We start from the raw sequence: 26,913 nt of genomic DNA, 5'->3' as shown, positions 1-26,913 counted from the left end.
CCGCTCAGCCACCCGGCGTTTGAACGTCAGTCGAAGTGTGCTGCGACCCGCAGTCCCGGGCGTATTTCTCATTCAGGCGAGCTCGCATCACAGGAATGCCCGGGGAGTAGTTGCCTGTCCCAGGCCAATACCCTACTGACTCGAGCTCAGCCAGTTCACGCGACAGATCGGCCCTGGTCACCTGTCCATGCGCCGGTCTGAAAGGATAGCTGCTGCATTGTTCCGGCGTAAGCTGGGTGCCCGCAATGGCACATGCGCTGGCGGCCATTAGCGTAATCGGAATTGCTAATCTGAAAGGATGGATCATGATGAAGCGTCTCCACTTTTATGTATCCCAGCATTTGCGCGGATAGCGCAAGCCGGCATGCTTCGTAGGGGGTTCTATTTCTATAGCGTGTAATTAGTAGACCACCAGTCAGCACGCACTACCACTCCGCTGAGCGCAAAACTGTTTTCTTGCCTTTACAACAGTCTTGGGATCGCGAGGAGCTGAGTTTGTGGCCACAACGCAGCAGCTGAGGCACCCGCTTCACGCCTCCCGTTGCCCCGCTTGCCGACGTAGCGCCGCAACGAACGCATCAACCTTCCATGACTCCCTTAGTGCCCGCGCGAACAACATTTGCTGGCTCTCCGGCGCGAGACCGCCTATCGGTGGATCACTATCCAGATTGGTAGGAAACGGATACCCCTCAGCACTTGACGCAATGACCGCCTCGGCTTCAGCTGCGCTCAACCTGTGGGTCATCACTTGATCGAGCAGAACGGGATACAGCACCTCACACATTCTCGTGCGATCCAGCGATTCCATTGCACGCCCATAAGCCGAGGAAATCTGCAAAAGATTCGCCATACGTTGAACGCTTGCCGTGCGGTTCGCCCCCGCTGCGTGAAAAAGCGCAGGACTAAAGAAAATCACATCGCCTTTCTTGAGAGGCAACTGGACGTAGTTCGCCTCGAAGTACTCACGAAAGTCCGGACGCCGCCACGCAAGATAGCCTGGCGCGTAGCGCTGCGAGAACGGCAGCAGCTTGGTGGGTCCGCTTTCCACCGGCATATCGCTGTGTGCGACCGCACCTTGCAGTGTCAGGAAGGGCGACATCGTATGCACGTGTGCCGGATAGCGTTCGGCCTCCGCTACGGTCTGGAACCCCAGGTGGTAGTCGCGATGTGCCTGTTGCGCGTCGCCGCCGGGACGCACGACGTTCACCTGCGACGTCACCTGAAAGCAGGGGCCCAGCCATGCTTGCGCCGCGGCAACCAGCACGGGGTTAGCGTAGTAACGGGCAAACGCGGACGGGGCGCGCATGCAAAGCTTTTGCTGCGCGTTCCATATTCTGTCGTTGGCTCCTGCCTTGGCAAAATGATCGGCTGCCGCGCTGCCTGCTTCCCGCTCGTCCCGGATGATCGCATCGAAGACTGCCGTTGCATCGTCGATCGGCGTGGTGTCGGGAAAGGCGCGTTTCAATACAAGCACGCCTGCGCCATGTTCCAGAACGTCCGCCCACTCGAGTTGCAGCTCCGTGCGCCGAGTCGCATCCTCAAGCATCCCGCTTAACCGGTTGCAATCGTAGAACGGCACGTTCTCGCGCGTTTCGTCTGCGTATTCGGCTCGAACGGCTTCGCGACCATCGTGCAATACGGTAAGAAAATCACGAAGCGAACAATCCTGTTCGCGGTACGGATTCCGGCGCCCGGCATCCGGGCGTGAGCGTTGCGTGTCCATGTCTGTCTCCGATCCCATGAAAGTGCACTCTCATGTGAGGGTTGCTAATTGGTTTCCCTAACGATACTGCCGTTGCACGGGTCTGCGGTACCATAAACACATCAAAAACACCTCAAGTGGAATCCATGGCCCGTCGCTTTCTGATGAAGGAAATTGCGCTGCAGGCTGGCGTTGGCCTTGCCACGGTCGACCGCGTGCTGAATGGCCGACCAAACGTGCACGAGCGCAGCCGTCAGCGGGTTCAACACGCGATCAAGGAACTGGAGCGGCAGCAGTTTCAATTGGCAGTCACCGGGAGAAAACTTGTTGTCGACGTCCTGGTGGAAGCGCCGAGCCGGTTCTGCGACGAAATACGCGAAGCATTCGAATCGGAGCTTCCCACTCTACGCCCAGCCGTATTCAGGCCACGCTTCACGATGCAGGACACCATGACGACCGCGCAGGTGGTGGACGCACTGGAGGCGATGGGCCGCAGAGGCACACATGGTGTGCTGCTCAAGGCGCGTGACGTCCCTGAGGTGACGGACGCAATTGCCGCACTGCGTCAACGAGGCATTCCGGTCGTGACGATTTTCACCGATATACCGCGATCGGCTCGGATTGCATACGCGGGTCTGGATAACCGGATGGCGGGTGCGACCGCCGCCTTTCTGATCGGTCAGTGGCTTGCGCAGTCACACGGAAACGTTCTTGTGGCGATGAGCGACGACAGCTTCCGGGGCGAGGAAGATCGTAAGCTCAGCTTTCGCGATGAACTGCGCGCGCGCTATCCGAAACTGGCCCTGGTAGACGCGAGTGGCGGCCATGGGCTCGACGCCCTGACCGAGGAGCGCGTGCGAAAAGCCGTCGGCAGAAAAAAGGCCATCGCAGCGGTGTACTCGATGGGCGGTGGCAATGTCGCGATACTCCGCGCCCTGCATGGCATGGGAAAGGCGCCACAGTGCTTCATTGCGCATGATCTCGACAGGGACAACATTCGACTGTTGCGCGATGGAAGCATTAGCGCGGTTTTGCATCATGACCTGCGTCTGGATCTGCGCAACGCGTGCCACCAGATCATGCATTTCCACAAGCTGCTGCCGGCGTCGGCTATTGGCGATTCATCGTCCGTGGTCGTGGTGACTCCGGCAAACATCCCACAGTACATTAGTCGCCGATTCGGCAGTGCGCCGCAGGAATCCGCTAATGACCACTGGAGATGACGGGCTCGGGACGACGCCTCGCAGCGCTCGTGCGGAGCACTGCGACACGGGACTACTGGCCCCACGCGTACTGGATCTGCAGCCGGTTCTGGAAGAACTGCGACGATTTGGCCGGCGACGTCTGGTATGCAAAGAAGTCTGTCACGTTCCATCCCTTCAGGCGTCCTGAGAAGTTGTACATGGCGTACACGAGGTATTCCGACTGGTCGAGATACGGCGTGCCTGGCGTGCTAATCAGGTGCATGAACGAATAACCAGCGCCCAGCGTGAGGCCCTGGGTCGGATTTCCACTGACCTCGACGCCATAAGCGGCACCCGATCCCAGATCCTGCGTGCTCGTGATGAACGGCTGGGCGAACAGCGGACCTGAAGCGATGTTGTGCGCGTAAGGTGTCACCAGCGCACCGTTCAGGTAGGAGTGCGAGTCGGGCCGGGTGTAGTCGTAGTCGAGGTTGGCATCGATGGAGTTGTGCTTTACGCCGAGCTGCAGCCCGTACACCTGGCTATGCACGTCCCCGAGCAAGCCTGCGGAACCACCCTCGATCGCAACCTGTGCGCCCACGTACGGCCTGAAGCTGCCCTCGTTTGCGCTGATCCGGCCATCCGCATAGCCCATTTGCGTGTAGTCCATATAGTTGACGTACCACGCCTGACCCTTGAGGTTAAGCTGGCCGACATTCAGGGTGCCCGCGCCGCCCACACCATAGAACCCGCTCGTGCTCTCGTTGCCAATTTTCGATGCGGAATCGAAGCTGGCGTTGTAGGTCGTCTGGTTGGTGAAAGAGCCACTGATCCACGACTCCCAGCGGAACATGCGGAAGGCCTGAATATAGTTGTCTTTCGTACCGTAGGTAGTCGACACGCCCTGGAACAGTTGCGGAGCAATCCGATAGTCGTATGGCGAAATGAACGGGACATCGAATTCCTGGTTGCCTGCCGTCACGCTAAAGAGCTGGTGCTGATACTTCACATAAGCTTCGCCGAGCTCGGTGAACGTCGGACCCAGGCTGCCGTCGATCCGCGACGGGTCGGAGGGGTGAAACAGCGGGCGCGAGATATACCCGCTCACGCCGAGAGAAAATCCGTAGAGCGTTGCGGTCTGGTAGGCGAGCCCACCGCCATAGTTGATGGTGTTCTGGTTAAGCCCTTTGTTGAAGAACGCGTTATGAGCGGCAAAGTAAAACGTCCTGAAATCGCCGGAGAATTGCCCTTGCGTGAACATGTCGACAAGGTCGTTCACCGCGGGCGGCTGTGTTGCATCTACCGTCTGCGCCGACGCGTAAATTGGCATAACTAACATAAGCAGCTTGAGCGTTTCGCGGCTCAGCACGCGAAGTGCCAGAGGCCTGGGTCTGATTTTCATGTTTTTATCCGCACAGCGATTGAAGGATGAGTGGCCCGTGAACAGCCTGCATGGCAGTCATGGGAACTGTCGGCAAAGTAACGAGCCAGAATCCCCCTTGAGCGACGATTTCGCAGGATGAAAGCGTGAAGAAAAGAGCTTTATTTTCAAATGCTTGGCGACTTTTTCTTGTGAATGAAGCGGAGGGGAGGCGGTACGGGCAGCCAGCGGTTCGCCGCAAGGCGCGCGCAGCGCTGGCGTTGAACCCTGGTGGTGCATGGTTGCGGCTGCATGCACAATTACGTTGAGCGCGTATCGCTTCTATGGTGCAAACGCGAAGAAATACGAGTCCAGGAACGGCATGGGACTTGCTTAACTGTGTCAGAAATTAAAAGTACATTTCGACAGTAACGCTGTCGAGAAACGACAAGGTGCCAGCAGCCATGACAAGCGAATCCCTCAAAACGGCCCGCGCCAGAACGCGTGGCAATGTTCAACCCATCATTCGCGAAGACCGGACCTCGGTGCAGGCATTGTCGCGAGCGCTTTCGTTGCTGGAGATCCTCGCGGAAGACGACGACGGCTACAGGCTGGTCGATCTCGCGGAGCGCAGCGGATTGCCCGCACCCACCATCCACCGCCTGTTAACCACCATGCAGCAGCGTCGCTTTGTTTCGTTCGAAGCTGACAAGAACCTTTGGCGAATCGGTGCGCAATGCTTCTCGGTCGGTTCGGCCTTCGGTCCACGCCGCAACATGGTGGAACTGGCCACGCCAATCGTGCGCAGGCTGCGCGATCTGGCAGGCGAGACCGTCAACATTGGCGGCCTCGACCAGGATGAAATCCTCTTGATCCACCAGGTTGAAAGCAAGCAGATGATGCGGGCGATCTCGCGCCCGGGCAGTCGCTCGCCGCTCGCGAATACAGCAATGGGCAAGACCATCCTGGCGTGGCTGCCGCCCGCGCGGGCCACGCAGATCATCCAGAATGGCGGTTTGCAGCGGCGCACGCCGCAGTCGATCGTGAGAGGTACAGCGCTACACGACGCGCTGACGGAGATCCGCCGCGCCGGCTATGCGATCGACAACGAAGAGACGGCGGTCGGCTTGCGCTGCGTCGCGGCTGCGGTATTCAACGAATTTGGCGTTGCCTTCGCGGCGATCTCGGTGGTCGGCCCGACGCTGCGCATCACCCATGAACGGCTCGACAACCTGAGCTGGCATGTCATGCTGGCGGCCCGCGAAATCACTTCGGCCATGGGCGGCCGCGTGCCGAAGGAAATGGAAGAGATACTGCGCATCAGGGCATCCCAGCCCCACTGAGCGACGCGTCCGGCGACGAAGCGCCGCCGGACGACCCCACTACCGGGTCTCGCTCAGAGCGCCGGCCACGGCATGTCTGCGACGTACTCCCGCTGGTACTGCGCGCCGACATTGCAGAGCAGCGCATCGCTGCAGATTGGCCCGACCAGCTGGAAACCGATCGGCATGCCGTCCGGCGCAGGCGCGGCCGGCAGATTAAGCGCGGCACTGCCGGCCATATTGACGAACGCGGTGAAGACGGCGTGGCCGCGTGGTCCGACCGTGCGGTTGTCGATGATGTTGGGAAACGCCTCGGCCGCTGGCCACGGCATCGCCGCGGCGGACGGCGTCATGATCATGTCGTAGCTGTCGAACACCTGCTCCAGCTCGCGTTTCAGTTTGGCAAACTGAACGAGCGCTTCGTAGTACTGCGAAGCGGACAAGGCGGATCCGCTTGTGATGAGCTTGCGAATCTCCTCGCCGACCTGCGCCTCCCATCCATCGTGATAGCCCATTAGCCATGACAAGCCCGTCTGGCTCACGACGGACCACGATTGCCCCAGCGCGTCGATATCGAACGGCTCGCTGCCGACGTGGATCTCATGGCCGAGCGACTCCAGCGCCCGAGCCGCCTGCGCAACGCTGTGAGCAATTGCGGGGTCGACCGGCGAACCGCCGAAGCTCGGCACATAGAGAATGCGGCAGGGCGGAGGCGTCTGAGCTTCGAACGCATCTTCCTTCAACTGCGTGGAAAGCGGATCCCGGCTATCGGGTAGCCCGATGATCCGCATCACGAGTCGCACGTCTTCGATCGTGCGAGCGATCGGACCAACCACCTCGCAATCGTGCAGCACGGTCGCGAAGCCTTCGGCGCGTGCTACGCGTCCACGTGACGGCTTGAGGCCAACGAGGCCGGTGTAAGACGCTGGGCGCCTGATGGAGCCGCCGCCATCGGTAGCCAGCGCGATCGGGCACAGGCCCGCGCTGACCGCCGCGACCGCGCCGCCGCTGGAGCCACCTGGCGTCAGGGCGAGGTTCCACGGATTGCGCGTTGGCCCGAACAGGAGGTTGTCCGTATAGCCTTGCACCGTGAACTCGGGGCAGTTGGTCTTGCCGAAGATCACCGCGCCCGCGGCCCTCAGACGTGCCACCGGCAGTTCATCGGCGTCAGGCATGAATTCGGAGTACAGGGCACTCCCCCATGTCGAGCGCATGCCGCGCACCACCATGTTGTCCTTGACCGTGATCGGCACGCCGTCGAGCTGACTGAGCGGCGTGCCCGCACGCCAGCGCGCTTCGCTCTCGTGTGCGGCCTGCAGTGCGCCGGCGGGGTCAAGTGTCACGACGGCGTTGATTTGCGCATTGACCGCCTCGGTTCGGGCCACCACGCTATTGAATACATCGACCGGCGAGCAGGTGCCGGCGGCATACGCTTCTGAAAGATCGGCGGCCGAGCGGGCCCACAGTCCATTTTGATTCGTCAAGGTTTGCGCCCCGTTCGTCAAACATGCATGATCGCGGCGATCGGCATTTCTCCCGGCGCGCATTGGTGCTCGGTTCCACCCGAAACAAAAATGGCAGGATTCCCGACTATCGACGTAATCACCGCTCCCAGCGCCGCGCGGGCGTGGCGCTCGTAATTGATATCCGCGTCCGACAACATCGTGGTACGCCAGCCGCGAATGCGGCCGTTGGGGCTCGCGTCGGCCTTGGCGAACACGGCCGCCACTGCTTCGCTGCCGGACGGCCCCGCAGCCGTTGCCGTATCGCCGAGCAGGGCGCGGATCGCATCCGCATCCACCACGTCATGCAGGATGCCGTGACGAATCGTGAAATCGCTGGTGGCCGCCGGCGAGTTGCCGAACAACAGCACCTCGCAATTTTTGAGCTCCCCACCCGCCGATGTCGACGCCACCGACGAGAACAGATCCATGCGCCGTGCGATAACCGCATCGGTGATCTGGTCATTGCTGACTTCGTCAAGCGCTACCGCTACGCCGAGGGCGGTAGCGCCGCGTGCGTAGGGTTTGGAGCCGTTCGCATCGCGAGTGACGAGTGTCTTGCCGCGCTTGTCCGCGTCGGCAATCAAGGCCGGAGTCAACAGCGGGCCTTTGACCTGGACGTAGTGAACATCGCCCGCTTTCGTGATCCCGGCCTGCGCCATCGCTTCGCGAACTGCCGCTGCCACCAGTTCAACCTGGGTAGCCGTGCCGACTTCTTCCGGCAGCAGGTCGCGCGTGGTCGTCACACCCAGCGCGAGACGAGGTTCGCTACTGGAAGCCGCGGGCTGCGTCTCCTCGCGTGTGAACACTGTTGCATGCGGCGACAACACGCCTTCAGTGCCGCCGGACCAGACGAAGCACACGCGTTGCGCGATCTCCGCCAATGGGACACCGAGCCGCTCCGCCAGCAACAGTTGAAACGATTGTGTCGCGAAGCCGCGCGTGAAATCGTTCGCGCCGCCATTGCCTTCAGTCTTGCCGATCACGGCAACAATCTCGCGCGGATCGAGCGTGCCTGCATCGATCAACGCAGCCAGTTGGGACGTATCGGCGGGTGACGCCATTGCAATCTTGTGCACACCTACTTTCATTTGGTTCTCCAGGACTATCGGAAGTGTTCTCCGGCGGCGCAAAGACCGGCATCAATGGGTAGAAACCGGGACGCCGAGCGCTGCGGGCATGCGAGTCGAGCGTCCGAAACAGCACAACACGCCTAGCGCGATCAGGTAAGGCATCATCTGAATCACATAGGAGCTCACGGGCAGGTTCCAGCCTTGCATGTTCAGCCCGATCGCATTGGTCGCGCCGAACAACAGGCAAGCCAGCATCGTGCGCACCGGCAACCAGCGGCCAATCAGCACCGCAGCGAGCGCGATAAAGCCGCGGCCGTTGGTCATGCCGTCGGTGAATGTCCCCAGTTCCTGCAAGGACAGGACGGAGCCGCCGAGACCCGCAAACACGCCGCCGGCAATCACCGCCCACGCGCGGATGGCGGCCGGGTTGGCGCCGGTCGCAAACACCGCGGCGGGGTTCTCACCGGCCGAGCGCAGCATCAGACCAGGTTGAGTGCGCTTGAGCAGCAGCTGCAATGGCAGCACCGTCAGGAACGCGGCGTAGGTCAACAACGGTTGCTGGAACAGCGCGGGTCCGATCAGCGGGATGCGCGACAACAACGGCACGGTAAATGGTGCGAGCGTCTGCATCTGGATGTTCGGCGCCCGTCCACCGAATAGCCCGCGCAACAGGAAACTGGTCAAGCCCAGCACGAGGATGTTGATGGCCAGCCCCGTCACCATGTGATCGGTGCGAAAGCGTCCAGTGCACACGGCGACCAGCAGGCCGACGCACGCGCCGCCCAACGCGCTGGCCGCCAGCCCGAACGCCACGCTGCCGGTCAGGTACGCCACCACGGCGCCCGCGAACGCACCCATCAGCATCATGCCTTCGATACAAACTGCAAAGGTGCCGGCGCTTTCGCACAGCACGCCACCCAGCGCGGCAAACAGCAGCGGGGAGGCGACCCTGACCGTGGAGGCCAGCAAGCCGCCCACTTCAGCCGAATTCAATGTGAAACTCATACGCGTTGCCGCCTTTTGTCGAGTCCGATCGAACACAGTACAAACACCATCGCCAGCCCCTGAATCACGTCGACAAGCGATGACGGGACGCCGATCTCACGCTGCATCGCCAGCGCTCCGGCTTCGACGAAGCCGAAGAAAAGTCCCGCTGGCACCACTGCAAGCGGATCAAGCCGGCCAAGCAGTGCCACTGCGACCGCCTTGAAGCCAAAGCCAACCGAGAATCCATCGATCAGGCGGTACTGGACGCCCAGCACCTCGACGCCGCCTGCGCTGCCGGCCAACGCACCGGCGAGCAACATCACAAGCAGCATGCTGCGCGCGAACGAGACACCCGCATAACGCGCTGCTGGCTGACTGGCGCCGATCAGTCGCAAGCCGAAGCCGAACGGCGTGCGCCACAGCAGCACAGCGCAGACGGCGCACAGAAAGAGCGCTAGCAGAATGCCCATGTGCAGATCGCTGCCAGGCCAGATGATCGGCAAAAAGGCGCTATCCGGCACCACGGGCGATTGCGGAAATCCCGCGCCGACTTCGCCCATCGGTCCATTGAGGACCTCGCCGACCATCAGCAAGCCGACGAAGTTCAGCATCAGCGTGGCGATCACCTCGTTGACGCCGCGCCAGATGCGTAGCAGGGCAGCGATGCCACTCCACAGGGCACCGCCGAGGGCGCCAGCTGCGAGCGAGATGATGATCGGCAGCGGTCCTGGCGCGGCGCCGCAATGCAAGGCTGCCCATGTCGTACAGATGCCGCCGACGGCAATCTGTCCTTCTCCGCCGATGTTGATAATGCGGGCCCGGAAGCACAACGCCACGCCGACGCCTGCGAGGATGTACGGCGCGCTTTTGTTCAAGGCAAATGAGATCGCGTCGACCGAGCCGAATGCGCCGCGCGCCATGACCCGATACGCAAGCAACGGATTCTTGCCGGACAGCATGACGAAAAACGCCGCCACGCCGAAGGCGAGCAGCACCGCGAGCAGTGAATATTGCAGCCTGCGGCCGGCGCCAGCGGCGCGCACCCAGCGGTCGGCCCAAGGCAGTGTGTCGTGTGCCTGCATCTGTTTTTCTAGCCCCGTCATCGCACCGCATCCTGTTGATCGCTTACCGGCATGCGCTCGCGTACCGCGCCGGCCATCATCATGCCGATCGCCGTGAGGTCCACTTCACTACGCGGCACGACGCCCTGGAGACGGCCCGCGCTCAGCACGCCGATGCGGTCGCCAATCATCAGGACTTCTTCGAGTTCCGCCGAGATATACAGCACTGCCGCGCCGCTGTTGCGCAAGGCGAGGATCTGGTCGATCACGAAGCGAGTGGCACCTGGGTCGAGACCCCAGGTGGGCTGCGCAGCGAGCAACACGCGCGGACGCCTGCCCAGTTCGCGGGCCAGCACGATCTTCTGCTGGTTGCCTCCCGATAGCGCGTCCGCTGTAGCGGCCGGCCCGGCGCATGCAATGCCGAATCCGGCGATATGGGTGAGCGCCTGCTGGCGGAACGCACGGCGGTCAAGCAGCATGCCGCGGCGCCACGGTCTTGACGTGTAGTCGCGCATCGCGAGGTTATCCTCGATCGTCATGGCCGGCACGATACTGGTACTGGCACGGTCCACCGGGATGTAGGCGAGCCCCGCGGCGAGCCGCGCCTTGGTGTTGGCCGCGGTGATGTCGACACCCGCCAGCTCGATCGTGCCGCTCGAGCACTCGCGCAGGCCAGCCAAGGTCTCGACCAGTTCGGTCTGGCCGTTGCCGTCCACGCCGGCCAGCGCGAGGATCTCTCCTTCGCGCAAGCTGAAACAAACGTCGTTCAGTAACGCACGGCCCCGCCCGTCGGACAGACTCAGGTGCTCGACCTTCAGCACGTGGCTCCCCGCCGGACGCTCGTCGCGTGCTGCGGCGCTCTCCAGATCGCGGTCCACCATCATGCGGGCAAGCTGCGCACGCGTGACGGAGCCGACTTCGAACGTGCTGACGACGCGGCCGTTGCGCAGCACGATACCCTCGTCACAGACTTCCATCACTTCACCGAGCTTGTGCGAGATGAAGATGACCGAGCGGCCCTCATCCTTGAGACGGCGCATCACTGCCATCAGGCTCGCAACCTCAGGGGCGCTCAGATTCGAGGTGGGCTCATCGAGAATCAGCAGATCTGCACCACGCATGATCGCCTTGATGATCTCGACGCGCTGGCGTGCGCCGAATGGCAGATCCCGTATCAGTTGCTGAGGTTCGAGTTCCAGGCCATAGCGCGTGCTGGCCTCGCGAATCTTTTCAGCCATTTCCGCGCGGCGCAGCCAGCGGCCGGCCGCCGGCCAGCCGAGCATCACGTTGTCGACCACCGACATCGACTCCACCAACATGAAGTGCTGATGGATCATGCCGACACCTGCCGCAATCGCTTCCTTGGGACTTTGCGCTGCCAGTTCTTGTCCCTTGAAAACGATGGTGCCGCTATCGGGCTTCACGATGCCGAACAGCAACTTCATCAACGTGCTTTTGCCCGAGCCGTTCTCGCCCAGCAGCGCGACGATACGCCCGGTCTGCACCGTCAGATCGACTGCGTGATTGGCTTGTACGTTGCCGAAGCGCTTGCTGATCGCGCGCATCTCGAGCATTGCTGTCATCGAATGTCCTGTGGTGCCTGGTGCCATTGCTGCGGTGTTACGGCGCAACCGTGTTACGGCGCCTGTTCATCTCGTTAGCGGGCAGGCGTCAGAGTCCGCCTCGCGCGTCCTTCGCCGTGACGGATACTTTCAGGGTGCCCGAGGCGAATTTCTGCTCATCCGCATTGAGTTCCTGGACCACCGCCGCAGGCACCGCGGGATTGAACGGCTGGCCCTGCAGGTATTGCAGTTGGGCACCGGTGCTGCCCTTGCTATTCAAGCCGTACAGCTGATATTGGCCGCCGCCCGAGCCCTTGGCGGCCGCAGCCGCAATCGCCGCATACATGTCGCCCCATTGTTCGACGATATTGGTCAAGACGTTGTTCGGCGCGATCGCCGTGTCGCCGACCGAGCGGCCTGTCGCGTAGATATTCTTCTCCTTGGCCGCCTCGATGATTCCGGATTGCCCTGCATTGAGCTTGCCGGTGATGAAATCCGCGCCCCACGCGGCCAGTGACAGCGCCGCTTCCTTGGCGCCCGCCGCGTCCTCCATGTCCTGCACGTAAATGACCTTGACCTGGATGTCAGGTCTAACGCTCAGCGCTCCCTTGCGGAACGCGCCCACCTGGGCAACGACGTTGGGCAGGCCCTCGAGTCCGTTGACCGAGCCGATCTTGCCGGTCTTGCTCATGCGGGCCGCCAGCACGCCCTCAAGGAAACCGAACTGGGTGTTGTCGAAATCGACCGACGTGACGTTCTTGCCTTCTCCTGACGCTCCGGAACCCACCACGAAGATTGTTTTGGGAAAGCGCGGGGCGACAGCCTCAGCCGCCGACTGGAAACGGCCGGTATGACCGATCACCACGCTATAGCCGCGCTGCGCGTAGTCGCGCATCGCCTGCGCCATATCGGCGGGCTGGACGTTCTCGGAGTAGGCGACATCCCAGCCCATGGCCTTCAGACGCTTGACCCCTTCGTAGCCCTGCGCGTTCCAGCTCTGGTCGTTGATGCTGCCTGGCAAGAGCACGGCAGCCTTTTCAGCCGCGATTGCATATGACGAGGTTGCAACCATCGCTGCTGTCGCCAGCAACAACATGACTTGCCCGGTACGGCCACGCACAGCCCACCCGCGTCGGCCACTCTTCAGCGCTTTGAACATGACGATCTACCGTAAGAAATTCGATGAATGAAATCCGGCCGCGCAGCGATCTGTACGATTCGCGCTTGTCCGTTACTTGTGTCAAGGGTAAAGATAGCTCGCGAAAAATAGCCCCGTCCGATCATTCCGCATGTTGGAAAAAGCGAGGCTTTTCACTTTAAAAACAAAGTGTTAGTGGGGTATTTGAGTGAAACGAGGGCATTGAGAGGGCTTGGGGAAAGGGGGACTCGGGCTGCTCTCGCAACGGGCCTTGCATTTTCATAACATGGATAGGATTATGCGTAGGCTCAAGCTGCCAGGAAGAGAGCGAAGGCCGGCCGATGCTGGCTCCGGCTCGCAGAATTTCCGCAGGCAATATGGGCGAGGCGCCGCAGACCGGAGTTGCGCTGGTGGGACACACCGCCGGCAAGCAGTTAATGAAGATGAAGAGGTGAGCATTCCATGAAGAACTCCGACATCGCGCCAGCGACCTATGCCGGGATTCAAGCCGATATTGTTGGTGTTGTTGAATCTGCACGCCAAGCCGCCGCGCGCCACGTTAACGCCGTTATGACCGCTGCATACTGGCTTGTGGGCCGACGTATCGTCGAGTTTGAACAGGCTGGCGAGGGGCGGGCTGAGTATGGAGAAGCGCTGATCAAGCGCTTGGCCGTCGATCTGAGCCGACGGTTTGGTAGAGGTTTTGGGGCGGTCAATCTCAGTCAGATGCGGCGCTTTTATCTCACATGGCCTCCTGAGGTGATTTTTCAGACGCCGTCTGAAAAATCACCGATGCAGACGGGTCACGTTCAAACCTTGGACCTCGCGAAGCTCGCCGTATGCTTTCCACTTCCGTGGTCAGCTTATGTGCGGCTGTTATCTGTGAGGAATCCGGGCGCCCGAGCCTTCTACCAGACCGAAGCTTTGCGGTGTGGCTGGTCCGTGCGACAACTCGACCGGCAGGTCGAAAGCCAGTTCTACGAGCGGATCGCTGTGTCAAAGAACAAGGCGGCAATGCTAAAGACGGCAGAGTCAGCGGAAGCTTCTGACCTGGTGACGCCAGAGGCGGCGATCAAAGATCCCTTCGTTCTCGAGTTTCTAGCACTCAAAGACGAATACTCCGAGAGCGACCTGGAAGACGCGCTGATCCAGCGCCTGGCAGACTTTCTTCTGGAACTGGGTGACGAGTTTGCGTTCATTGGTCGTCAGCGGCGATTGCGTATCGATGACACATGGTTTCGTGTGGACCTCGTCTTCTTCCATCGCCGTCTTCGTTGCTTAATCATTATCGATCTGAAGGCTGGGCGCTTCAGTTACGCCGATGCCGGGCAAATGCATCTCTACCTCAATTACGCCAAGGAGCATTGGACGATGCCGGGCGAGAATCCACCTGTGGGTCTGATTCTCTGCGCCGAGAAGGGTGCGGCCGAGGCACACTACGCCCTCGACAATCTGCCAAATAAAGTTTTGGCGGCGGAGTACCAAACGGTGTTGCCCGACGAACAACTGATCGCCGATGCACTGCAGCGTTCGCGGCAAGAACTTGAGGATCGGCGACGTCTACGAGGCGGCGCAGAGAGAGAGTCTTGACTGGCTATACGATCCGTCACCCCATCAAACCGATGACGCAGCCGCCGCCCGCCCACGCAACCAGTTCATCGCAGTGAACAACAACGTTGCAAACACAATCAACACCGTCGCCACCGCAAGAATCGAAGGATCGATCTGGTCGCGGATGCCGCTCCACATCTGACGCGGCACGGTGCGCTGCTCAGGGCCGCCAATGAAGAGAATAACGATCACCTCGTCGAACGACGTGGCGAACGCGAACACGCTGCCCGTCGCCACAGCCGGTGCGATCAGCGGCAGCGTGACGCGGCGGAAGGTGGTCCACGGCCGCGCGCCGAGACCGGAGGCGGCGCGCAGCAGGCTCTGGTCGAACGACAGCAGCGAGGCGGTCACCGTAATCACGACAAACGGCGTGCCAAGCGCCGCATGCGCGAGCACTACGCCCATGTACGAGTTCACGAGTCCGAGCGGCGCGAAGATCAGGTAGAAGCCGGCGGCGACCACCACGATCGGGATGATCATCGGCGAAATCAGCAGCGGCATGATGATCGTGCGAAATGGGAACACCGGACGGCTCAGCCCGAGCGCGGCGAGTGTCCCGAGGCAGGTTGCGATCAATGTCGCGACCGCGCCGATGCCGATGCTATTCGCGAACGCGAGCTGCCAGTCGTGCGAGCCGAACGCCTGTGCGTACCAGCGCAGCGAAATGCCTTCCATCGGATAGGAAAAGAACGAGCCTGCGTTGAACGACAACGGCACGATCGCGAGAATCGGCGCGACGAGAAACAGGAAGATCAACGCGCAATGCACGCGCAGCCCGGCGCCCGCGATACGCTCGGACAGCGTTTGGTGACGTTGAGGTTGCATGCTGGTCTCTCCGCTAGCCGAAGCGCAGCCGGTCGATACCGACAAGCCGGTTGAAGACGAAATAGAAGAGGGCCGTGAAGACCACCAGATAGCACGACAGAGCGCCCGCGAGTCCCCAGTTGAGCTGCTCGTTGGTCTGCGATGCGATCAGCTGGCTGATCATCTCGTCCCCCGCGCCGCCCAGTAACGCAGGCGTGATGTAGTAGCCGAGCGCAAGCACGAAGACGAGAAAGCAGCCGGCGCCGACGCCTGGCAGCGTCTGCGGAATATAGACGCGGATGAACGCCGTTACCGGATGCGCCCCCAGCGATTGCGCGGCCCGTACGTACACCGGCGAGACGCCTTTCATCACCGAATAGATCGCGAGGATCATGTACGGCAGCAGAATGTGCGTCATGCCGATCAGCACACCGGTGCGATTGAAGACCAGCGGCACTGGATGGTGGATGATGCCGAAGCGCATCAACGCTGTGTTGATGACGCCGCCCGGCTGTAGCAGGACGTACCACGCGGTCGTGCGCACCAGCAGCGATGTCCAGAACGGCACGATGACGAACAGCATGAGCCGGTTGCCCTGTTTTGGCGGTAGCGTCGCGAGCAGATAGGCAACGGGGTAGCCGAGCAGCAGACACAACAGCGTGACGGTCGCGCTGATCTGGATGGTGCGCACGAAGGCGGCGCGATAGACGGCGCTGTCCGCGGGCACCGAGGTCACCGAACCGTCCGGCGCGATCTGTGCATCGATCGCGTTGAGAAGGTAGTCCGGCGTCGGCGACGTGGCGGCGCGTTTTAGCAGCCGCCATGTTTCGTTCTCGCCCCAGCGCGGGTCCATCTGGATCAGCGCAGGCTTCCACGCGTCGGGTGTCTGCGAGCGCGTTTCGCGTGCCGTCTTCATCAGCAGGCTGCGGAACTCCGGCTGATAGAAATTCATTCGGCGTGCGATGTTACCGAGTTCGCCGGCTTCGGCCGATTGCCGCAAGCCTTGCCCGAGTGCGGCAAAAACCGGTTCGCCGGGCACGCCGTTGCCATCCCACGCCCGCAGCGCCGCCGTCAGTTGCGGCATGCTGCCGCGCACTTCGGGATTCTGCACACTGCGCGCCAGCAGACTGGCGATGGGCGCGATAAACGTGGCGAGCAGGAACACGAGCAACGGTAACGCCAGCAGTAACGCCTGCAAGGCGGCCTTGCGACGGGCGCGCTGCCAGGCGTGACGGACGCCGCCGGGGTTGCCGGCGCCGATCGTTGCTGTGGGCTGCATTGGCGTGTTCATCGTCTCGCCCGTTCTCGTTACTGCGTGAGCCACACCTGGAAGCGCTTGCTGATCGCATCCGCGTTGTCGGCCCAGAACGTCGCATCGATCTGCAGCGGACGCTTGAAATTGGCCGGCGCAGTCGGCAGATCGGCGAGGCGTGCCTTGTCGATCAGCGGAATCGCTTCCTTGCGCGGCGGCGCATACGCGATGTACTTCGAGAGGTCCGCATAGGCCTGCGGAGTCGATGCCGAGACGATGAACTTCTCCGCGTCGGCCGCGTGCTTGGCGCCCATCGGAATGCCCCACCATTCGTAGTCGTAGACCTGCGCGTCCCAGACGACCTTGAAGGGCTTGCCATCCTTGTGCGTGGCATCGTCGATGCGGCCGTTATAAGCCTGCGTCATCACGACCGCGCCGTCCGCGAGAAGCTGCGGCGCCTGCGCACCCGCGTCCCACCAGACGATGCTCGACTTGATCGTGTCGAGTTTCTTGAATGCGCGGTCGACGCCTGCGGGCGTGCCGAGCACCTTATAGACGTCCTTCGGCGCAACGCCATCGGCGATCAGCGCCCATTCCATCGCCACCTTCGGCGATTTGCGCATGCCGCGCTTACCCGGATATTTCTTCAGATCGAAGAAATCGTTGATGGAGGTGGGTGGCGTCTTCAGCTTTGTCGTGTCGTACGCATACACGGTCGACCACACCATCGCCGAGACGGCGCAATCGCTGATCGAGCCAGGCAGAAAGTCAGCGATATTGCCGAGCTGCTTGCGGTCGAACTTCTGCAGCAGACCTTCGTCGCATGCCGTGATGGCGTCGTTGGTTTCGAGGTCGATCAGATCCCACGTGGGGTTCTTCGCCTGTTCCATCGCGGACAGTTTCGCGAGGCCGCCGTCGTACGATTCCGTCGAAAAGCCGATCCCGGTCTTTGCGGTGAACGGCTCGAACCAGGCCTGTTTTGCTGCCGATTCGTAAGCGCCGCCGAACGTGACGACGGACAACGTGTCGGCGGCGTGCGCCATCGAAGACAGGACAGAGAGGACCGTGACGGCGGTAAAAATAGCGCCGTGCCGGATGGGAGAGCGAGTAGCGTGCATTTTAGTTAACTCCTGCGATGAGTGGCGATGCGGACGATGAAGGCGAAACCTGGGTGGGGCCGCCGGCGGTAACCGCGACGCGCGGCGAAACGGCGGCCAGTACCTTGCAGTCGTCGCGTCGCCACGTCACGGCCACGGTATGGCCAAGTGCAGGCAGATCGCGATGCTGTGTGTTGGGCACTTTCACGACGACGCTCTCGCCGTGTGCCAGTTTCAGATGCACGCGGTGATGGTCGCCGCAATAGACGAGTTCCTGCACGAGCGCATGCACGACATTCGAATCGCCTTCGCCGCGCGCGGCATCGGCCGTCGCAGCCGCCGCTGCCGCGATGTGCGCGCGCTCGGGCCGCAAGGCCAGCATTGCTTCGCCGCCGGTGCGCAGTTCGGCTCCGGCGCGGCCGCTGATGGTGGTGCCGTCGGCGAGCTGCAGCGTGGCCCACTCGCCCTCGCTCGCGACGACGCGGCCAGTCAAGCCGTTGTTCTCGCCGACGAAGTTCGCCACAAACGCATTCGCCGCATTTTCATAGAGTTCGGTCGGTGTCGCGGCCTGCTGGATACGGCCGTCGGAAAACACGGCGACGCGGTCCGACATCGTCAGCGCTTCGTTCTGGTCGTGCGTCACGTAGACGACGGTCAGCGACAACTCGCGATGCAGGCGCATGATTTCGTATTGCATGCTTTCGCGCAGGCGTTTGTCGAGCGCACCAAGCGGCTCGTCCATCAGCACTACGCTCGGCTCGAATACCAATGCGCGTGCCAGCGCGACGCGCTGCTGCTGGCCGCCGGAAAGCTGCGCCGGCCGGCGTGCCGCGAGGTGGGGCAGTTCGACCATCTCAAGCGCGCGCGCCACGCGCGCCTTCTGTTCGTTGCGCCCAATCTTGCGGACCGACAGCGGAAACGCGACGTTCTGCGCGATCGTCATGTGCGGGAACAGTGCGTAGTTCTGGAACACCATGCCGATATCGCGCTGGTGCGGCGGCTTGTCGTCGAGCCGCTTGCCGTTCAGGCGAATCTCGCCGTGCGTCAGCGACTCGAATCCTGCCAGCATCATGAGTGTCGTGGTCTTGCCTGAACCGGACGGGCCGAGCAGTGAGACGAATTCGCCGCGCGCGACATCGAGATCGAGACCTTCGACGACGCTATGCACGCCGTCGTACGATTTGCTGACCCCTGCGAATGAAATGAACGATTGGCTGGACATGGTCGTGTGATCATCCGGTGCGCGGCTCACGCGCGTCATGACGAAGCGGTTCGCTGCGCGAGATAGCGCGCGAAGTCGTAGTTCGGCCGCTCGAGGTGGCTCAGGTTGCCTGGCCTCGCGAGCGGGGCATGCACGCCGCGAAACACGGCTTCGACACCGCGCCGGTCTTCCGCATTGACCTCGTCGAGCAGGGTCTTCAGCGTGGCCATGTAGTCGGCCGCTTTGGGATCGTCGATAAACTCGGGCGAGAGTCCGCCGCCAAACTGGATGTGCACCTTGCCCACACCGCGCGGCTGCAGCACGAGGTACCAGAAGTAGCCCGGCGTGAGCGTGACGAGATGCGTCGGGTAGATCGCGAGGAGCGCGGTCGTGCGGCGCCAGTGTCCCTGCAGACGCGTATTGCCGGGGTGCGCATTGCCGATCGGCAGCGACGCTTCCTTCGTAATCCAATGATAGTTGAAGGCCGCGCGTCCGGGCGGGCACTCCATCTCTTCGAGCCGTGAATGCGGGCCCACCGTGGCACGATGCAGCATGGGCAGGTGGTAGCTCTCCATGAAGTTTTCCGCGAGGATCTTCCAGTTAGTGTCCCACACGTGTTCTTCGTAGAACGTCTCGACGTAGTCGGACATGCCGTACGGCTCGATCAGTTGCGTGAGTTCTTCGAGCTGGGTTGCGACGGACGGCAGGTCAGGATCGAGCGTGACATAGATCCAGCCTTGCCAGGTTTCGCAGCGGATCGACGGCAGCCGGTAGCTTTCCTTGCAGAAGCCTGCCTGCCGTTCCATCATCGGTGCGCCGGCAAGGGCGCCATCGAGCGTGTAGTTCCATGCGTGATACGGGCACACGATACGTCTGACGTTGCCGCGTCCTTCGAGCAGTACCGACATGCGATGCAGGCACACGTTCGACAGGCCGCGCAGTTCGCCCTGTTCGTTACGCAGTACCACGATGGGCTGGCCGTCGATCTGCGCGCTCAGGTAATCACCAGGATTGCTGAGCGTGCTGGCGCGCCCTACGCAAAGCCATTGCTTGTGGAATATCTCGCGTTGTTCGAGCGCGAGAAATGCGTCAGACGTATAGACTCGCGGCGGCATGGCGCGCGCATCGTCGAACGGGCGCTCGCAGTTCGCCAGCAACTCGCGGGCGATCTCGGGTCCGGCATCCGGCGACGTTGCAAGGGCAGCCATATGGCCTCCGGTTCGGCATTGCGTTGCGATGGACACCAATCTACCAAGTCAAATTGCCAGCCAAAATATTGTTTTCGGATGTAAAAGCCAGTTTTTTCCTATGCAGGCATCGGGCCGGCCGGCTCAGTCACTGCGATGCAGTTCGCGGATGTGCGTCTCGCAGAAGTCCGCGAATCGCTTCACTAACTGGCGTGGTTTCAGTTCGCGCGATTGTGCGATGCCAAGCGTGGTCGCCGTCACGTCGTCCTTGAACTGCTTGATCACGAAGTCCGCGCCGTCCACGGTTCGCAGCGACTTCAGCGGGAAGTTGAGGAGGCTGTAGCCGAGGCCGTTTGCGACCATTCCGCGCACCACTTCCGGCTGCGACGAACGGAACGCGGGCACAGGCCGCGTGCCGACCGCGTCGAACAGTCCTGCGAAGTATTCGCGGCTGTGCGGCAGGTCGAGCATCACATACGGCACGTTGAGCAGATCCGTGAGCGAGACGGCGCGTGCGCGGGCGAGCCGGTGCAGCTTGGGCAGAATCACGTAGGGCGGCAGCGAAACGAGGGGTGTGAAGGCGACCTCGTCGGTGAGGTCGAGGCTGTAGGTGAGCGCGAGATCGAGCGTGCCGTCGCGCAGGCCGTGCAGCAGGTCGTCCTGATGGGCTTCCTCGGTGCGGAAGGTGACGCCCGAGTGGCTGGCAATGAAGCGGCTGATGAGCGCCGGCATGACCGGTGGCGCGAGCGAAACCATGCAGCCGAGCGCGATCACGCCTGACATGCCGCCGTCCATCTCGCGTGCAGCAGACTGCAGCTCCTCCGCGTTCTTCAGAAGATTGCGCGCCTGTCCGAGCATGTCGCGCCCGGCCTGCGTCAACGACAGGCCGCTCGCATGATGGCGGATGAACAGCTGCACGCCGAACGACGCTTCCAGGTCGGCAAGCGCCGTCGAGATCGACGGCTGCGAGATGTGCAGTTTCTTCGCCGCCGCGGTGAACGACAGCGCTTCCGCGGTGACCACGAAATACCGCAACTGCCGTAGCGAATAGTGCAATTGACCCACTTCCATCGCCTGCTCCTCGACGTCTTGTCTGTCGCGATTGTGCGTCGAAAGAAATTCGTTTGCATAGGGAAAAGCGATGTATTGCATTTTTGAAATATGTTTTTCGGATGCTTGAGGCGGGCGTAGATTGCATTCATCGAATCCGGCGCGGCGTGCCTGCAGCGCTGCCACGGACCATGTCCGCACTCAAGCTGCCTTTCGGAAGGGAACAGCCATGACAGCTGAAAAAACGTCAATCGATACGCTTGTGGTGGGCGCCGGTCAGGCCGGGGTGGCCATGAGCGAACATCTGAGCAGGCAGGGGGTGCCGCATCTCGTGCTGGAACGCAGCCGCATAGCCGAGCGCTGGCGCACGGGACGTTGGGACTCTCTGGTGGCCAACGGCCCGGCATGGCATGACCGGTTTCCGGGGCTGGAATTCGACGATCTCGATCCCGACGCCTTTCCGTCCAAAGACCGGGTCGCGGACTATTTCGAAGCGTATGCGAGGCAGTTCAATGCGCCTATCCGCACCGGCGTTGAGGTGACGAAAGTGGAGCGTAGCGCGGGCCGGCCTGGCTTTACGATTGAGACGTCGGAGGGCCTTGTCGAGGCCAATCGTGTGGTGGTCGCGACCGGCGCGTTCCAGCGTCCCCTGATTCCGCCTGTTGCGCCGCACGACGAGCGGCTCACGCAGATTCATTCCGCTGACTACCGCAATCCAGGCCAGTTACCCCAGGGAGCCGTTCTGGTAGTGGGAGCCGGGTCGTCAGGGGTGCAGATTGCCGATGAACTGCAGCGCTCGGGCAGGCAGGTATATCTGTCGGTGGGGCCGCACGATCGTCCGCCGCGCGCCTATCGCAACCGCGATTACTGCTGGTGGTTAGGCGTGCTGGGCGAGTGGGACAAGGAGGTCGCGACACCGGGCAGGGAGCACGTCACCATTGCGGTGAGCGGTGCCCGTGGCGGCCATACCGTCGACTTCCGGGCGCTTGCCCAGCAAGGCATCGTACTCGCCGGTCTGACGAAATCGTTCGAGCGCGGCATCGTCGCCTTCCAGCCGGACCTTGCAGCCAACCTCGCCCGCGGTGACGAAAACTATCTGGCGCTGCTCGACACGGCGGACGCGTATATCGCTCGAAATGGCCTGGACCTTCCGGAAGAACCGGAGGCGCGCAAAATGCTGGCCGATCCCGAATGCGTGACCCATCCGCTTCTCGAGCTCGATCTCGCGGAGGCTGGCGTGACTTCCATTGTCTGGGCGACCGGCTATACGGCCGACTACAGCTGGCTGCATGTCAACGCCTTCGCCGCGAACGGAAAGCCGCAACATCAACGAGGCGTGTCGTCCGAACCCGGCGTTTATTTTCTGGGCCTACCGTGGTTGTCGCGGCGTGGCTCCAGTTTCATCTGGGGTGTGTGGCACGACGCCATGCACATTGCCGACCATATCGCCACGCAGCGCGGGTATCTCTCGTATCGCGATGCGTCGCAACGTCAAACACAGGATTTTTTTCACTACGCTGAAGGCGCATGATGAACCAACCTACGCACACCCGCATCCGCATGTTCAACACGAAGGATACGTACCCCAACCAGGCGCTGGATAACGACCTCTGCCAGGCCGTGCGGGCCGGCAACACCGTCTATGTGCGCGGGCAGGTGGGCACGGATTTCGATGGCAATCTGATCGGGCTCGGCGATCCGCAAGCTCAGGCCGAGCAGGCGATGAAGAACGTCAAGCAGCTGCTCGAGGAAGCGGGCAGCGACCTGTCGCATATCGTCAAGACCACCACGTACCTGATCGACCCGCGTTATCGCGAGCCGGTGTATCAGGAAGTCGGTAAATGGTTGAAGGGGGTCTATCCGATTTCCACCGGCCTCGTGGTCAGCGCCCTGGGTCAGCCTCAATGGCTGATGGAGATCGACGTGATCGCGGTGATTCCCGATAACTGGAAGCCGAATCAGGATTAAAAGGAGCGGCACATGACATTCTCCATCGTTGGGCGTTGTGCGAAAACGGGCCAGCTTGGGATCGCCATCAGTTCGTCCAGCATTTCGGTGGGAGCCCGATGCCCGTGGGTGCGCGCGGGCGTGGGCGCGGTAGCGACCCAGAATGTTACGCTGCCAGCCCTCGGGCCGCGGATTCTGGATCTCCTCGAAGACGCAGGGCATCTCGACCCTTCCGCAGCGCTCGACCGTGCGCTCGCCGGCGACGGATGGAGCCAGTATCGACAGGTGACGGTGATCGACGGCCAGGGCCGTACGGCGTTTTTCACAGGCAAGGAAGCGCTGGGCCTGCACCACGCCGTGGCGGGTGAGCAATGCGTCGCCGCCGGCAACATGCTGGCGGACGTGCAGGTCATCGAGGCGATGGTTCAGGCGTTCGAGACAACGCCCGGCCTGTTGGCCGAGCGCTTGCTGTCGTCGATGCGTGCCGCGATAGCGGCGGGTGGTGAAGCGGGGCCCGTGCATTCGGCGGCGCTCAAGGTGATGGGCGACGTGATCTGGCCGATCGTCGATCTGCGGGTCGACTGGGCGGAGGTCGATCCGATCGGACAACTGGACGCGCTATGGCACGCCTATCGACCGCAAATGCAGGACTATCTGACGCGCGCGTTGAACCCGACCGCAGCGCCGAGCTACGGCGTGCCGGGCGACGAGTGAAATGTTTGCTTGAAGCTTTCGTCGCCGCTCACCAGGGAACGACTTTTCCCTGGTAGTCCAGATAATGCAAACCGGAGCGCCCTTCGTAAGCCTCGATCGTGTTCACCAGGTTCGGGATGCTTTCTTCGATAGTCAGACGCGCGTCGGGGCCGCCCATGTCCGTCTTTACCCATCCAGGCGCCATCAATAGCAAGGTTTTCGGGTCGTTCTGGTGACGCGCGGCAAAGCTGCGCATGAACATGTTGAGGGCAGCCTTGCTGCCACGGTAGACCTCGTAATTGCCGTTCGTGTTGTTGGTGAGGCTGCCTTGCCCGGACGACATGACACCGATCGTTCCAGCCGGCCGCACAAGATCCTGAAACGCCTCGATTACCCTCATCGGACTCAACGAGTTCGTCACCATGACGCGCACGAATTCCTCGGTCGAGACGTCGGCGATCGTTTCGCGATCGTCGTTTTTGACGCCAGCGTTCACGAAAAGTACATCCAGCCGTCGATTCTTGAGGCGATCGTGTAACGCGGCGACCTGATCGGGGATCGTGATATCGACGGCTTCAACTTCGAGCAGCGCACCCTGAGTGCTTTGCGCGAGTCGGTGCAGGTGTTGTATTGAGCCCTCCCTCCCGGTGGCAATCACTTGCCAGCCACGCTTGAGATATTCCTCGACCATTGCGAATCCGAGGCCGCGGGATGCACCGATGAGAAGGACGGTTTTCTGCGCAGAGGTGTCTTGCATTGGTAACTCCTATGAGCGAGACCCGATACAACATGCTTTGAGGTGCCACGTGTTTGGGTCATAAGTCGGTACAACGAATATATCGATCCACGAGACATGGCGGAAGGCGCAGCCGTTGCACTTATAACCTGCATCAAACGCCATGTCTGAACGGCGCGTGCTAGGATCAGGCATGCCAGAAGCCGACCTGAATTTGCTCATTGCGCTCGACGCATTGCTTGCCGATGGCAGCGTGGCCGGTGCTGCGCGTCGGCTGGGATTGAGCGCTTCGGCAATGAGCCGAACCCTGACCCGGCTTCGAGAGGCGACCGGTGACCCGCTGCTGGTTCGGGCCGGGCGCCAGATGGTTTTGACACCCCATGCAGAGGCACTGCGTCAACGCACACAGAATGCGGTTCACGAGGCACGTGCTGTACTGGGTCCCGCAACGACGGAGCTTGATTTCTCGACGTTGCAGCGCACCTTTACCATTCGTTCCAACGATGGTTTCGTCGAAGCCTTTGGTGCTTCGCTGATCGCCGCGGCGACAGCGGTTGCGCCGCGTGTGTGTTTGCGTTTTGCACCCAAGCTTGAGAAGACGGCAGCGTACTTGCGAGACGGTTCGGCAGATCTCGAGATCGGTGTGTTGAGCGAAATGGGACCGGAAGTCCGCGTGCAGGCATTGTTCCGCGACCGCTTTATAGGCGTTGTCAGGCAAGGCCATCCGCTCGCGATGGAGCCTGAGGTGACGACGCAACGGTACACCGCCTTCGGCCATGTCGTCGCCTCCCGTCACGGCCGCACCATCGGACCGGTTGATGAGGCGCTGGCCGCTTTAGGACTGGAACGAACGATTGTCGCCGTCGTTCCGAGTTTTCCCGCCGCGCTCGCGGTGGCGCGAGCCTCCGACCTGGTCGCGCTGGTGCCTGCTTCCGTTCTGGACAATCAGTCCGCACAGCAGGAATTGCCCGCATCCGCCGGCACTCACGCCTTTGAGCTTCCCGTGACAACCGGCGAGATTACCGTGTCGCAGATGTGGCATCCGCGCCTGGAGGTGGATCCTGTTCACCGCTGGCTCCGTCAACTGACGCTAACGGTGTGTCGGGAACGGCTGGGTCAGTGAAACGGGAGCCTCGCGCGGACGCGAGGCTCCATTCATTGCGTGGGTCGCTCAGTGCAAAAGGTGCTTGACGATCGATCAGGACGCTATGCCGGATCCTTAAACACACTGTTCAACCATCCACCTGAGGGCTCCTTCGACAAGCCGTCGAAGCGACCCTCCGCAAGCGACTGAACGCTGGCCACGAGGCCGCCCCACGCCGCACGGGCCAGTGCACCCCCCACACTCACACGCCGTACGCCGAGCTTCGCCAGTTCGTCGAGCGTGAACGCAGAGGGTCCGCCGATCAGCAGATTGACCGGCTTCGGCCTGACCGCGGCGACCACCGCTTCGATCTGCTCGCGCGTCTGGATGCCGGGTGCGTACAGACAATCGGCTCCGGCTTGCGCATACGCGCGCAAACGCGTAATCGCGTCTTCGAGATCGGGCACGCCGGCAACGAAATTCTCCGCACGTCCGACGAGCAGCGTATCGCCGCCTGTTTCGTCGATCGCGCGTCGTGCCGCAGCGAGCCGTTCCACGGCCACGTTGACCGGAAGTAACGGCGACTTCGCATCGCCCGTCGAGTCCTCGACAGACAGGCCGGCGACGCCTGCGTCCACCGCCATCCGGACGCTTTGCGCCACTTCGGCGGGATCGCTGCCAAAGCCGCTTTCGAAGTCGGCGTTCACCGGCAGATCCGTCGCTTGGACCATCTCGCGCAGGTGAGCGATGACCGCGTCGCGCGAGACTCCGTTGTCGGGCCGGCCGATCGACCACGCGAAGCCCGAACTGGTGGTCGCGAGTGCCTTGAAGCCCATGGATGCCAGGTAACGGGCGCTGCCTACGTCCCACGGATTCGGCAACACGAAACATCCGTCTTCGTGCAACGCGCGGAATGCCTGGCGTTTTTCGGAAATGGTGCGGGTCATGATCATTCTCCTTTGTGTGGGATGTGGCAGCGCAACCACGGATACCACCAGACGCTTTTTAATCTTGAGAAGCCTGCAACCTTACTCTTCTTATTAGACGTCCCGCCGTGCGTGATTCCAATCTTTTCATCAGACAATAGGCGGGTGGCTCGCGCCCGGCGTGGTGCAAGCGAAGCCATCGTCCAGGCACGTCAAGGGTCGACGCGAATATGTTGCGGCGGTCGTCAAGGTGTATCGTGGCGTGATGCGGTCATTTGTAAACGTTCCTGATCGTAAGGCGTAAGAATTGCCGGTCACAATACGCCGCTTTGTGTCATGCATTCACATGCACAGGACGCCGATGAAACAGATAAACAGGGCGTGCGCCCTCTAGAGACACGACGGGCAAAGCCCGCACACCAGCCAGCCAGTGC

General features: G+C 61.9%; 24 protein-coding genes. 7 read left to right on the top strand and 17 right to left on the bottom strand.

What is annotated here, in order from left to right; genetic code table 11:
• Window positions 1–4: 4 nt before the first annotated feature.
• On the bottom strand, window positions 5–268 hold the full coding sequence (locus P3T20_RS22590; RefSeq protein ID WP_429288118.1) for a DUF4148 domain-containing protein: 264 nt from the start codon (window positions 266–268) through the stop codon (window positions 5–7).
• A gap of 261 nt (window positions 269–529) precedes the next feature.
• A complete protein-coding gene (locus P3T20_RS22585; RefSeq protein WP_429287874.1) occupies window positions 530–1,723 on the bottom strand; it encodes a phytanoyl-CoA dioxygenase family protein in 1,194 nt (397 codons plus the stop codon).
• Between the two features lie 125 nt (window positions 1,724–1,848).
• Between P3T20_RS22585 and P3T20_RS22580 the strand changes: the two genes are divergently transcribed.
• Complete coding sequence (locus tag P3T20_RS22580) at window positions 1,849–2,925, top strand: LacI family DNA-binding transcriptional regulator (protein WP_429287873.1); 1,077 nt, start codon at window positions 1,849–1,851, stop codon at window positions 2,923–2,925.
• Between the two features lie 52 nt (window positions 2,926–2,977).
• Here P3T20_RS22580 and P3T20_RS22575 read toward each other — a convergent pair whose 3' ends face one another.
• Window positions 2,978–4,288, bottom strand: a complete 1,311-nt coding sequence (locus P3T20_RS22575; protein WP_429287872.1) for an OprD family outer membrane porin — start codon at window positions 4,286–4,288, stop codon at window positions 2,978–2,980.
• Window positions 4,289–4,710: 422 nt separating this feature from the next.
• On the opposite strand from P3T20_RS22575, the gene P3T20_RS22570 reads away from it, so the two are divergent.
• Window positions 4,711–5,589, top strand: coding sequence for an IclR family transcriptional regulator (locus tag P3T20_RS22570; RefSeq protein ID WP_074267869.1), 879 nt, complete (start codon window positions 4,711–4,713; stop codon window positions 5,587–5,589).
• A 53-nt stretch (window positions 5,590–5,642) separates the two neighbouring features.
• On the opposite strand, the gene P3T20_RS22565 is transcribed toward P3T20_RS22570, so the two are convergent.
• The 6 genes from P3T20_RS22565 to P3T20_RS22540 form a co-directional block, all read right to left on the bottom strand.
• Entirely contained in the window at window positions 5,643–7,052 is a 1,410-nt protein-coding gene (locus P3T20_RS22565) for an amidase (protein ID WP_429287871.1), read from the bottom strand.
• Window positions 7,053–7,069: 17 nt separating this feature from the next.
• Window positions 7,070–8,161, bottom strand: coding sequence for a ring-opening amidohydrolase (locus tag P3T20_RS22560; RefSeq protein ID WP_429287870.1), 1,092 nt, complete (start codon window positions 8,159–8,161; stop codon window positions 7,070–7,072).
• Between the two features lie 51 nt (window positions 8,162–8,212).
• The gene (locus P3T20_RS22555) at window positions 8,213–9,148 is read right to left on the bottom strand and encodes an ABC transporter permease (RefSeq protein WP_429287869.1); all 936 of its coding nucleotides are present in this window, start codon (window positions 9,146–9,148) and stop codon (window positions 8,213–8,215) included.
• On the bottom strand, window positions 9,145–10,233 hold the full coding sequence (locus tag P3T20_RS22550; protein ID WP_429287868.1) for an ABC transporter permease: 1,089 nt from the start codon (window positions 10,231–10,233) through the stop codon (window positions 9,145–9,147). Before P3T20_RS22550 ends, P3T20_RS22555 begins: the two co-directional genes overlap by 4 nt.
• A complete protein-coding gene (locus tag P3T20_RS22545; RefSeq protein ID WP_429287867.1) occupies window positions 10,230–11,774 on the bottom strand; it encodes an ABC transporter ATP-binding protein in 1,545 nt (514 codons plus the stop codon). The genes P3T20_RS22550 and P3T20_RS22545 overlap by 4 nt, the downstream gene beginning before the upstream one ends.
• A gap of 88 nt (window positions 11,775–11,862) precedes the next feature.
• The gene (locus P3T20_RS22540; RefSeq protein WP_074267873.1) at window positions 11,863–12,912 is read right to left on the bottom strand and encodes a BMP family protein; all 1,050 of its coding nucleotides are present in this window, start codon (window positions 12,910–12,912) and stop codon (window positions 11,863–11,865) included.
• 441 nt (window positions 12,913–13,353) lie between these two features.
• On the opposite strand from P3T20_RS22540, the gene P3T20_RS22535 reads away from it, so the two are divergent.
• Window positions 13,354–14,481, top strand: coding sequence for a PDDEXK nuclease domain-containing protein (locus tag P3T20_RS22535; RefSeq protein WP_429287866.1), 1,128 nt, complete (start codon window positions 13,354–13,356; stop codon window positions 14,479–14,481).
• 24 nt (window positions 14,482–14,505) lie between these two features.
• Here P3T20_RS22535 and P3T20_RS22530 read toward each other — a convergent pair whose 3' ends face one another.
• The 6 genes from P3T20_RS22530 to P3T20_RS22505 form a co-directional block, all read right to left on the bottom strand.
• Entirely contained in the window at window positions 14,506–15,327 is an 822-nt protein-coding gene (locus P3T20_RS22530) for an ABC transporter permease (protein ID WP_429287865.1), read from the bottom strand.
• Between the two features lie 13 nt (window positions 15,328–15,340).
• A complete protein-coding gene (locus tag P3T20_RS22525) occupies window positions 15,341–16,597 on the bottom strand; it encodes an ABC transporter permease (protein WP_429287864.1) in 1,257 nt (418 codons plus the stop codon).
• A gap of 17 nt (window positions 16,598–16,614) precedes the next feature.
• Window positions 16,615–17,601 (bottom strand): ABC transporter substrate-binding protein, encoded by a 987-nt coding sequence (locus P3T20_RS22520; RefSeq protein WP_429288117.1) that lies wholly within the window; start codon window positions 17,599–17,601, stop codon window positions 16,615–16,617.
• A gap of 76 nt (window positions 17,602–17,677) precedes the next feature.
• Entirely contained in the window at window positions 17,678–18,877 is a 1,200-nt protein-coding gene (locus P3T20_RS22515; protein WP_429287863.1) for an ABC transporter ATP-binding protein, read from the bottom strand.
• Window positions 18,878–18,912: 35 nt separating this feature from the next.
• Window positions 18,913–20,064, bottom strand: a complete 1,152-nt coding sequence (locus P3T20_RS22510; protein ID WP_429287862.1) for an aromatic ring-hydroxylating oxygenase subunit alpha — start codon at window positions 20,062–20,064, stop codon at window positions 18,913–18,915.
• 123 nt (window positions 20,065–20,187) lie between these two features.
• The gene (locus tag P3T20_RS22505; RefSeq protein ID WP_429288116.1) at window positions 20,188–21,114 is read right to left on the bottom strand and encodes a LysR family transcriptional regulator; all 927 of its coding nucleotides are present in this window, start codon (window positions 21,112–21,114) and stop codon (window positions 20,188–20,190) included.
• 208 nt (window positions 21,115–21,322) lie between these two features.
• Here P3T20_RS22505 and P3T20_RS22500 point away from each other — a divergent pair, with 208 nt between their 5' ends.
• From P3T20_RS22500 to P3T20_RS22490, 3 genes are read left to right on the top strand one after another with little or no spacing between them, the layout of a single operon-like run.
• Window positions 21,323–22,624: a flavin-containing monooxygenase gene (locus P3T20_RS22500; RefSeq protein WP_429287861.1), complete on the top strand. Its 1,302-nt coding sequence runs from the start codon at window positions 21,323–21,325 to the stop codon at window positions 22,622–22,624.
• Window positions 22,624–23,061, top strand: coding sequence for a RidA family protein (locus P3T20_RS22495; RefSeq protein WP_074267881.1), 438 nt, complete (start codon window positions 22,624–22,626; stop codon window positions 23,059–23,061). Before P3T20_RS22500 ends, P3T20_RS22495 begins: the two co-directional genes overlap by 1 nt.
• 12 nt (window positions 23,062–23,073) lie before the next feature.
• Window positions 23,074–23,754, top strand: coding sequence for a DUF1028 domain-containing protein (locus P3T20_RS22490; protein WP_074267882.1), 681 nt, complete (start codon window positions 23,074–23,076; stop codon window positions 23,752–23,754).
• A gap of 28 nt (window positions 23,755–23,782) precedes the next feature.
• On the opposite strand, the gene P3T20_RS22485 is transcribed toward P3T20_RS22490, so the two are convergent.
• Window positions 23,783–24,490 carry an SDR family NAD(P)-dependent oxidoreductase gene (locus P3T20_RS22485; protein ID WP_074267883.1) on the bottom strand — a complete coding sequence of 236 codons (708 nt, stop codon included), beginning with the start codon at window positions 24,488–24,490 and terminating at the stop codon, window positions 23,783–23,785.
• Between the two features lie 172 nt (window positions 24,491–24,662).
• Here P3T20_RS22485 and P3T20_RS22480 point away from each other — a divergent pair, with 172 nt between their 5' ends.
• Entirely contained in the window at window positions 24,663–25,592 is a 930-nt protein-coding gene (locus tag P3T20_RS22480; protein WP_074267884.1) for a LysR family transcriptional regulator, read from the top strand.
• Between the two features lie 83 nt (window positions 25,593–25,675).
• Here P3T20_RS22480 and P3T20_RS22475 read toward each other — a convergent pair whose 3' ends face one another.
• Window positions 25,676–26,500: an isocitrate lyase/PEP mutase family protein gene (locus P3T20_RS22475; protein ID WP_074267885.1), complete on the bottom strand. Its 825-nt coding sequence runs from the start codon at window positions 26,498–26,500 to the stop codon at window positions 25,676–25,678.
• Window positions 26,501–26,913 lie beyond the last annotated feature (413 nt).

The sequence above is a fragment of the Paraburkholderia sp. GAS206C genome (genome assembly GCF_050435645.1).
GTDB classification, from domain to species: Bacteria; Pseudomonadota; Gammaproteobacteria; order Burkholderiales; family Burkholderiaceae; genus Paraburkholderia; species Paraburkholderia phenazinium_B.
The sequence above is the reverse complement of the archived record's forward strand: the minus strand, read 5'-3'. Positions and strand labels throughout refer to the sequence as shown.